At 40.1% G+C, this 8,989-nt stretch carries 7 protein-coding genes; 3 read left to right on the forward strand and 4 right to left on the reverse strand.

Annotated elements, in window-relative coordinates; translation table 11 throughout:
* Window positions 1-248: 248 nt before the first annotated feature.
* Window positions 249-1,943 carry an ABC-F family ATP-binding cassette domain-containing protein gene (locus V7K40_RS17880; RefSeq protein WP_334961909.1) on the reverse strand — a complete coding sequence of 565 codons (1,695 nt, stop codon included), beginning with the start codon at window positions 1,941-1,943 and terminating at the stop codon, window positions 249-251.
* Between the two features lie 537 nt (window positions 1,944-2,480).
* Here V7K40_RS17880 and V7K40_RS17885 point away from each other — a divergent pair.
* The 3 genes from V7K40_RS17885 (at window position 2,481) to V7K40_RS17895 (ending at window position 6,367) form a co-directional block, all read left to right on the forward strand.
* Window positions 2,481-3,923, forward strand: coding sequence for a tyrosine-type recombinase/integrase (locus V7K40_RS17885; protein WP_334961911.1), 1,443 nt, complete (start codon window positions 2,481-2,483; stop codon window positions 3,921-3,923).
* Between the two features lie 377 nt (window positions 3,924-4,300).
* The gene (locus V7K40_RS17890) at window positions 4,301-5,647 is read left to right on the forward strand and encodes a GTP-binding protein (RefSeq protein ID WP_334961913.1); all 1,347 of its coding nucleotides are present in this window, start codon (window positions 4,301-4,303) and stop codon (window positions 5,645-5,647) included.
* A gap of 459 nt (window positions 5,648-6,106) precedes the next feature.
* Entirely contained in the window at window positions 6,107-6,367 is a 261-nt protein-coding gene (locus V7K40_RS17895) for a Calvin cycle protein CP12 (RefSeq protein WP_298911910.1), read from the forward strand.
* Here V7K40_RS17895 and V7K40_RS17900 read toward each other — a convergent pair.
* The 3 genes from V7K40_RS17900 to V7K40_RS17910 all read right to left on the reverse strand — a co-directional run.
* Window positions 6,364-7,182, reverse strand: a complete 819-nt coding sequence (locus V7K40_RS17900; protein ID WP_334961916.1) for a TlyA family RNA methyltransferase — start codon at window positions 7,180-7,182, stop codon at window positions 6,364-6,366. The two genes, V7K40_RS17895 and V7K40_RS17900, sit on opposite strands and share 4 nt — an antisense overlap.
* Window positions 7,183-7,617, reverse strand: a complete 435-nt coding sequence (locus V7K40_RS17905) for a DUF29 family protein (protein ID WP_334961918.1) — start codon at window positions 7,615-7,617, stop codon at window positions 7,183-7,185.
* Window positions 7,618-7,722: 105 nt separating this feature from the next.
* A partial coding sequence (locus V7K40_RS17910; protein WP_334961920.1) for a Z1 domain-containing protein occupies window positions 7,723-8,989 on the reverse strand: 1,267 nt, incomplete at its 5' end.

The following is an 8,989-nucleotide window of genomic DNA, read 5'->3' on the forward strand; positions in this document are numbered from 1 at the left end:
TAATCCACGCCGCAAGGAGATATATGCTTATTAAATTCTTTTATTAATTACTTTATAGTTTTCTTAGATTTTTCTTAAGCTTGTTAAATCTTGTGCATTTTATGATTTTTAAATTATTGATTAGTTTGGAAGTAGCAATTGCTACTTCCAAACTAAGGGAAATCATTTTTGTTTTGCAGTAGCTTTTACAACGCCAAGTATATTAGTAGTAGCGGGAAAACGCTACTACTAAGGCATTATCCAACCTCTTATTTCCTTTTCGTGGAAGCTTTAGCAGCTTTAGCAGCTTTTTTCGCTGCTTTTTCAGCTTCTATTGCAGCTAACTTCGCTTGTTCTTTTTCTTCGGCAATTTTCTGGAGATAGTAATGATAATCTCCTAAGTAAACCCGAAATTCACCATCACGAATTTCGACGATTTTATTTGCTACTTGAGAAATAAAGTAGCGATCATGGGAAACTACAATTGCCGTACCATCATAATTTTTGAGCGCTTCTTCCAGCATTTCTTTAGCTGGAATATCTAGGTGGTTTGTTGGCTCATCTAAAATTAGTAAGTTAGCGGGACGTAAGAGCATTTTTGCCAACGCCAGACGAGCTTTTTCTCCTCCACTTAATGCGCCAACTGCCTTAAATACAGTATCACCAGTGAATAAAAATCGTCCCAAAAGCGTGCGGACTTCTTGATTATCCCAGTCAGGAACTTCATCATGGATAGTTTCCATGACAGTTCTCTTCAAATCCAAGGCTTCAGCTTGATTTTGCTCAAAGTAACCGGGAATAACGTTGTGATCGCCTAATTTCACGCTACCTTCTGTGGGTGGTTCCATACCCATAATCACGCGTAGAAGGGTAGATTTGCCAGCACCGTTGGGTCCCAGAAATGCAATGCGATCGCCTCTTTCAATTAGGAGATTCGTTCCCAAAAACAAAATCTTATCATCATAGATATGAGTTAAGTCTTTAATTTCTACTACCTCCCGTCCACTACGGGGTGCAGGCGGAAAACGGAAGTGGAGAGTTCTAACTCCCGCAATGGGTGCTTCAATGCGCTCAATTTTTTCTAGTTGCTTTTCCCGGCTTTTTGCCTGGGTACTACGGGTAGCACTGGCGCGAAATCTATCAACAAAGGTTTGCTGTTTCTCTAATTCTTTCTGTTGGCGTTCGTAAGCACTCAGTTGTGCTGATTGACTTTCAGCTTTTTGTTCTAAATATGCTGAGTAGTTCCCAAGGTAAGTACTGGAAACGCCACGTTCAGTTTCCACAATTTGGGTGCAGAGGCGGTCAAGGAACTCCCGGTCATGGGAGACTATTACCATCGGCGTAACTAGCCCTCTGAGGTAATTTTCCAACCACTCAATGGTTTCTAAATCCAGGTGGTTAGTCGGTTCATCCAGCAGCAACAAGTCGGGTTTTTGCAAAAGAATTTTACCTAAACTCATCCGCATCTGCCAACCACCACTAAAGGCACTGACGAGGCGATCGCCATCTTCTAGCCCAAACCCCATCTCTGGTAAGATTTTCCCGATGCGTGCATCTAAGTTGTAGCCATCCAAGGCTTCAAATTTGCGCTGCAAGCGATCCAACTTCTCGATCAGTCGATCCAGTTCCTCTGGGTTAGCCGTTTCCATCTCTTGTGGTACGTGTGCTAGAGACAACTGTACTTCGTTGGCTTCTTTGAAGACAGTCCAAAATTCTTCTCTAACAGTGCGGCTGGGGTCTACTTCAAACTCTTGGTTGAGGTAGGCTATGTGTAAGCTATTAGGACGAATGATTTCACCGGCGGTAGGTTCAATTTCCCCAGAGATGATTTTGAGTTGGGTGGATTTTCCCGCACCGTTGACACCGACTAAGCCAATGCGATCGCCTGGTTTAACTTCCCAGTTGATATCTTTGAGAACTTCGCCTGTGGGATAAATTTTACTTATATGTTCTAATCGCAGCATTAAGTTTCTCTCAGGTAGGGAGTGGCTGGTTGAGGACGAAGTACTAACACCGCTTCCAATATTAACAAAAATTAACTATAAATTCGTCGTCAGTCAAGTCTCAAGGGCGCAAACAAAATTTCGCCTTACTCACGCATAAAACTTACCGTATCCTTTTCAAGGCTGACTTTGTGTTACTTGTCTGACTTTTTCGACACTCAAATCTAAAGCCGATGCTACTTGTTTTATACTCAACCCTGCTGCCAACCAACATTGGTGGTACTGCTTTTAGTTTAGCTTTAACCTCACCTTGTTCAAAGGCTTGCTGATCAATTCTGGTACTTGATTCACTATTATACAATCAATTTGCTACGTAGCTTATGCAAACTCTTCTGAACAATTGCCTAATTTGACAAAACGGTTAACAGTCTGGAAATTAAGTAGGTAGGCACAAATAAACCTAACTATATTATGACTTACGCAAAAACCGCCAAAAAGCTTAATTTACCGTAGACACGTAGGGCTTGCCGCAGGCTATCCCCATATATTACGTTCACTTTGGAACTAATTTTACCTAATTTGAGCATTATGATAAATGACCTTAAAACACCCAGTGGTAAGGCTAAAAAGGGGCAAGTAACAGTTCGGATTGATTCAGGGGTGGTCAAAGCTTGTTTCCCGAGAAATTACTCTAACAAGAGCCAAATAAAGCTGGCAACAGGTATTCCTCTAGGAAATGGGTGGGAGTATATAGCTAGTAAGCTACAACGGAAATTACAAACAGAACTTGAGGATGGGGAGCTTGATGATGGTGAAGGGAACTTCAACTTGGGGCATTATCAGGATATTTTAAAGAAGTATGGCTTAAGATCAAATCTGAAGCTAGGGAAGAATACTTTAACCTCAGAGGAGCAATTACCACCTAAACCTGAATTATCTCTGATGGAGATTTGGGATAGGTATTGTGAAAGTATAAAACCAGGGTTAAAGGAAACAACTTACGCTAAAGCTTTTAGTGAAACTTTTACTAATTTCCTGAAGTCAGCAATAGAAGCTACAAAAGCTGAAGATGCAGTAAAAATTAGAAATTGGTTGGTTGAAAATAGAAACTTACCTGCTGTTAAAAAGTTAATCAGTCATTTATCAAAAGCTTATAAATTTGCCATAAAATGTCAGTATATAAATCACGATCCTTTTGATGGTATGTCAGATGAAATAAAACAGTTAGGCGCAAAAGGTAAAAAACAAAATGAGGTAGAAACAGAAAGTGATGATGATATTTTAGATAGATCAAAATCCTATAGCTGGGATGAGGTATTAATTATCCTTGAAAGCATCAAGCAGACAACGCACTGGTATAACTTCATCAAGTTTAAGTTCCTAACTGGAGTGCGTACAGGTGAAGCAGTTGCATTTATGTGGGGTGATGTTAAGTGGGATAGTGAAGAGATTTTAATCAGACGCACCTACGATAGAGTGACTAAAGGTTTTTACCCTACAAAAACAGCAAAGGGAAATCAAAGTGTAATTAGACGCTTCCCTTTACCTAAAGATGGGGAATTATGGAGCCTTCTAAAATCAATCCCTCAAGGTAAAGCTAATGAAATAGTATTTAAATCAAAGACAGGTAAGATAATACTAGGTACAACTTTCCATGCAGTCTGGAGTGGGGCGTATGGTAATAAAGGGATTATTCCTCTACTGATAAAGCAAGGTAAGCTAAGTAAATACCTTAAACCCTACAACACCAGGCATACATTTATTACTCACCAAATATTTGATTTAGGCAGAGATGAGAAAATAGTTTCTGCTTGGTGTGGGCATGGTGAGATGGTAAGCCAAAAGCATTATCAGGATATAACTGATAAGGCGATGCAAATTAACCCTGAACTTCCAGCTACCACTAGTCAGCAGGTGCAGCAGTCAGAGATAAACCTACTGAAAGAGCAGCTACAGCAACAGCAGGAATTAATCAATAAGCTTCTTTCAGGGCAGACATAGTTAAGTATAACCAATGTAGAAGATCCAGTCAAAGGTAGAGAGCTTGCCCTAAAAGCTATAGACTTTATAAAACCACTGGTTCTTTTAGAGTTGAATAATTTGAAATCTAAAGTTGAAAAAGATTTGGAAAAGGAAAAAAAGAACAAAACAAGATAGTGAGTGATCCAAATAACAGCACTCTTCTGGGACGCCTAGGAGAGGTTTGTAAACTAAATGAGGTGTTGCCTTTTGTAAGTAGAACACTTGTAGAGGGGTTTATGCTGAGGATAGTATCTTGATTCCCTGATCAGTTTGAGCATTTTTTGAGCATCTGATGGAATTAGATCAAAATGGATATGTAGCCTGTTGTTTGTCCAAACTTGAATCAACCTAACTTCGTGCGTAATCTGCAAGAAACTCACTTAAATCGTGCCCGCGCCAGTCTCAGGCAAGTGCTGTCTTGGTATGGATATCTTCGCAAGTCAGGACAGCTTTCATCTAACCCAGAATTGGCAGGTTTAGTGAAACCGGAATTGGAAGCTTTGAACTCCACACTCAACAAGTTGGACTCTAGCGTTATTAGAATTGCCGCTTTTGGTTTGGTGAGTCGTGGTAAGTCAGCAGTTTTAAATGCCTTGCTGGGAGACAAGATTCTGCAAACTGGGCCCCTGAACGGTGTCACTCAATGGCCGCGTTCCGTACGTTGGCAGCCAGGGGGTAAGGTACTAGTAGAGTTAATTGATACCCCTGGATTAGATGAAATTAAGGGTGAGTCACGGGCGGACATGGCACGAGAAGTAGTACATCAGGCGGATTTGATTTTGTTTGTCGTATCTGGTGATATCACACGCACTGAGTATCAGGCACTGCTGGAATTGCGTCAAGCACAAAAACCCTTGATTTTGGTGTTTAACAAGATAGACCTTTATCCAGATACAGACCAGGGAGCGATTTACCAAAATTTACAACAACTCGGTGCAGGACATCCTCAAGCAAAACCTTTACTACCTGATGAAATTGTGATGGTGGCGGCAGAACCAGCACCAATGGAAGTAAGGGTTGAGTGGCCTGATGGACGTGTCAGTTATGAATGGGAGACACCACCACCGCAAGTAGACGAACTAAAAGAGACTATTCTGAATATTCTCAATCGAGAAGGGCGATCGCTCCTCGCTTTAAATGCACTGATCCAAGCACGGGATGCAGAAGCCGCGATCGCTCAAAAAACCATCGACTTACGCGAACAAGAAGCCGAAGATATCATCTGGCAATTTACCAAATACAAAGCTTTGGCAGTAATGCTCAATCCCATCGCCTTCTTAGATATCCTTGGCGGAACTGTTGCCGATTTAGCTTTAATTCGCGCTCTAGCTAGATTGTATGGTTTGCCGATGACTAGCTATGAAGCCGGAAAAATTTTAAAAACAATTTTATTTAGTTCCGGTGGCTTACTCCTGGGAGAATTAGGTAGTAGTTTTCTTTTAGGTTTGGGTAAAAGTACGGCTGCAATCACCAGTGGTGACAATCCCAGCAATATTACTGCCTTTGCTGGCAGTGCGATCGCTCAAGCTGGTATCGCCGGTTATGGAGCATACTCTGTTGGCAAAGCTGCCCAAGTGTATCTCGAAAAAGGCTGCACTTGGGGACAGTTGGGCGCTAGCAGCGTCATTCAAGAAATTCTCTCTCAAGTTGACCAGAACACAATTCTGTATCGTCTGCGACAAGAATTAGGCATAAAGTATTGAGAATAAATAAAAATTGTTTCCCGTTTGTTGCTGTTTATAAGTGTTTATCAACTTCTATCAAGCTCTTATGACAATTGACTGACATTCCCAATTTTGGATGCAAGATTGAAAACATGACCATCTCTACTAGTGACCACAACTAGTGGATTTTCCTTACCTTTTTGAATCAAAGATGACAATAGGGTAATTCCCACTCAATTTTGCAAAAAAGATGACGGTGTTTACTACCGCCTTTTGTAGTCAGTTTATCTAAACTGTAAATGTGAGTCAGCCCGGTCTTGTTGCTCCAACAAAGAGGAGCCAGCGCTGAAGACGGGTTTCCCGTCGCAGGCGACTGGCGTTGGACTGGCGTTAGCGCAGCGTTAGCGACGCAGGAGCGTCACCCGGAGGGTGAGCTTTCTGAGGTCATTGAAAGCTTGCAGTTAATATCTATCTCTGTAAACTAAAGGTGAAAGGATCATGACAACTAGCCTAAACTCATTTGAAACTGCTGGGAAGGCAAATATTGAAGAAGCGATTACTGAAGCTATTACTGAAGCCCGCACAACTTGTGAGCAAGATGGCAGTGATTCTGCTGGTTGTGCTGTAGCCTGGGACATTGTGGAAGAATTGCAAGCTGAGAAAGCTGATCAACACCAAGCAAAACAAAAGAAAACCTCTCTAGAAAATTATTGCGATACTCATCCTGATTCTGTAGAGTGTCTAATATACGACGTTTAACTCTTCCGTAAATCAGTTGTTGCTGATTGCGTTATTTGCTTAATTGCCTCTAAATCAGGCGATGGTGTTTCACTTTCCATTCCCAACCACAAAAGATATTCGATATTCCCAGCAGGGCCAGTGATCGGCGACCAAGTTAAGCCTTTGTATTTCCATCCTAATGGGTGCGCTGTTTGCAAAACCTGGAAAATGGCATCAGCTTGGTCGTTTGGATCACGCACAACACCTTTTTTACCTACACGGGATCTGCCGACTTCAAACTGTGGCTTGACTAACAATACAGCTTCTCGGTTAGCTTGAATTAGTTGCCACAAAGCAGGCAAAATTTTAGTTAAAGAAATAAACGATACATCGACCACAGCCAAATCAGGAATCGGGTCATCCTCCCCATATAAGTCATCTGGTCCTAGTTGTCGTAAATTAGTGCGTTCCCGCAAAATTACCCGCGAATCATTTCGCAACCGCCAGTCAACTTGTCCATAACCAACATCAATTCCGTAAACTTGTTTTGCTCCAGCTTGCAAGAGACAATCAGTAAAACCACCAGTAGAAATCCCACCATCTAAACAAATGCGCTCTGCTACAGGAATGGCAAATACTGATAAAGCTTTGGAGAGTTTTTCACCGCCTCTAGAAACAAAAGGCGATCGCTCCTTAATATTTATTTGAGCAGAAATATCAACTTCTGTACCAGATTTATCAACTACCTGCTGATTAACAGTAACTTCCCCCGCCTGAATTAACCGCTGTGCTAAGGCGCGAGAGGAACATAAATTTAGCTCTACTAATAGTGTGTCGAGTCGCTGTTTAGCCAATTAACTAGACTCTCCTGGTAAGATTAAAGCCAAAGCACGATTGATAATTTCTTCTTGGTTAACCAGCTTTTCTAATTCTTGGGCTTCATAACGACCTTCTTCTACTTCTAAAGAAGCCTCATCAATGGCATTTAAATAGGCTTCTGCTAAGGTTTCTAACAATTCTTCTGGCGTGAGATAATAACCCCCCGCTTGACGCCGCTTATTTTCCCGTTGAATTTCCCGAACCGAGTTCCGAATAGAAACTTCCCAAGAGCGAGTCGTGCGATTTTCAGCTTGTTGTTTAATTAGATGCAACAATAGAATCACTGCATAGCTACGAATCGTCTTGATTATGTCATTTCGGCTCATTTCCTCTAATTCTTCAACTATAATCAACGCTCCTTGAACATCGCCCTTAACAAGCAAGTCTTTCAGGGTTAATAATTCTTCCATAATCAGCGCCTCAAACATCGGCAACTTCTATTGTGGCGGATCTGGAGCGATCGCAGTTGGTTGCACTGAAGTCCACCCCGCATTTACTTACATTAATGTCCTCTATTATTCATCGTCATCATAATTAAACATTAAAACAAATTTGTGTTTAGGTAAAACTAACATAGGTAGATAGATAGAATGATCATCCCATCCTGTACTTTTTTCTCCTTTTTGATAGCAAATAATTAAAGTTGGTACATCAGGATTTTCTTCTTTAGCTTTTTTTGACCAATTACCTGAACCAAAACCAAACTGTGACCATTTAAAAGGCTCTTGTCTTTTCATATCTAATCCTTGATTTTTATTTTTTTCTCCTCTCCGAACATTTAAATAGGCTTTTGTCATACCCTTGGATTTCATATCTGTTAATCCTTTAATAATATGTTTATCTTCCCATTTCTCTGAGTAAACATAATAACTTTTTGTATATCTGAGAATTTTAATAATAAAATCTATATTTACCAGATCATATAGTTCGTTATTTTGATAATTAATTAAAATGTTCTCAATGTCTTTAAAATTATGCTCGATTTCGTCTTTTTTATAGGCTGGATTTTGAGGAAAAATTAATGAGCCTGGTACTAATACATTAATGACTGAAGGATCTAAAACATTAGAACGAGTTGGTTTGAGATTTCCTCCTATCCAAACAGGCTGAAGTTGAATATTCTGAATGTCATCTCCAATTGCTTGACGCATCCCTTCATCCGCTTCATGAATAGAACGAAAAGCATCTAATATATGTTCTGCTATAAAAAGACGAGTTACATCTTTTAATTGTGGACGATAACCATACATTCGAGCGTGTTGATGAACTGTATCCATTACTTTTTGTTTTGCATCTCGCCCATAATAACTTACCATTAAACCATCAATTGTTACACCTCTCCCTAATCTATTACCCCCGATTAATATGTTCATACCGGGATTATAATTAGGTTCTTTTTCAGGGTTATTTGGATTAATTATTTTAGGAATTGCACGTCTTAGTTGAATTTTTAATTCATCTATAAGTTCAGTAATTGGAGGTAAACTATTAGCAGTTTTATTTAGCTCATTGTAAGCTTGGTCTAACCATTTGCGGGCTTGTTTATTTTCTGTATCTGAACTTTTTTCTCTAATTGCTTGATCTAAATTAATTACAAATTGACTAATCACTTTTTCTAATACACTATGAATATCTTGCTTATAACAAACATGAGCAAGAAAAGAATATTTCTCATCTTCTTTTCCAGAAGATATAGCCCTACGCAAATACGTTAGGACATTGTTTGAATGCGGCATCGACACAATCACGAAAGCGATTAAATTCATGCCAACGTTGCCGCAT

Source organism: Nostoc sp., assembly GCF_036917195.1.
GTDB lineage: Bacteria > Cyanobacteriota > Cyanobacteriia > Cyanobacteriales > Nostocaceae > Nostoc.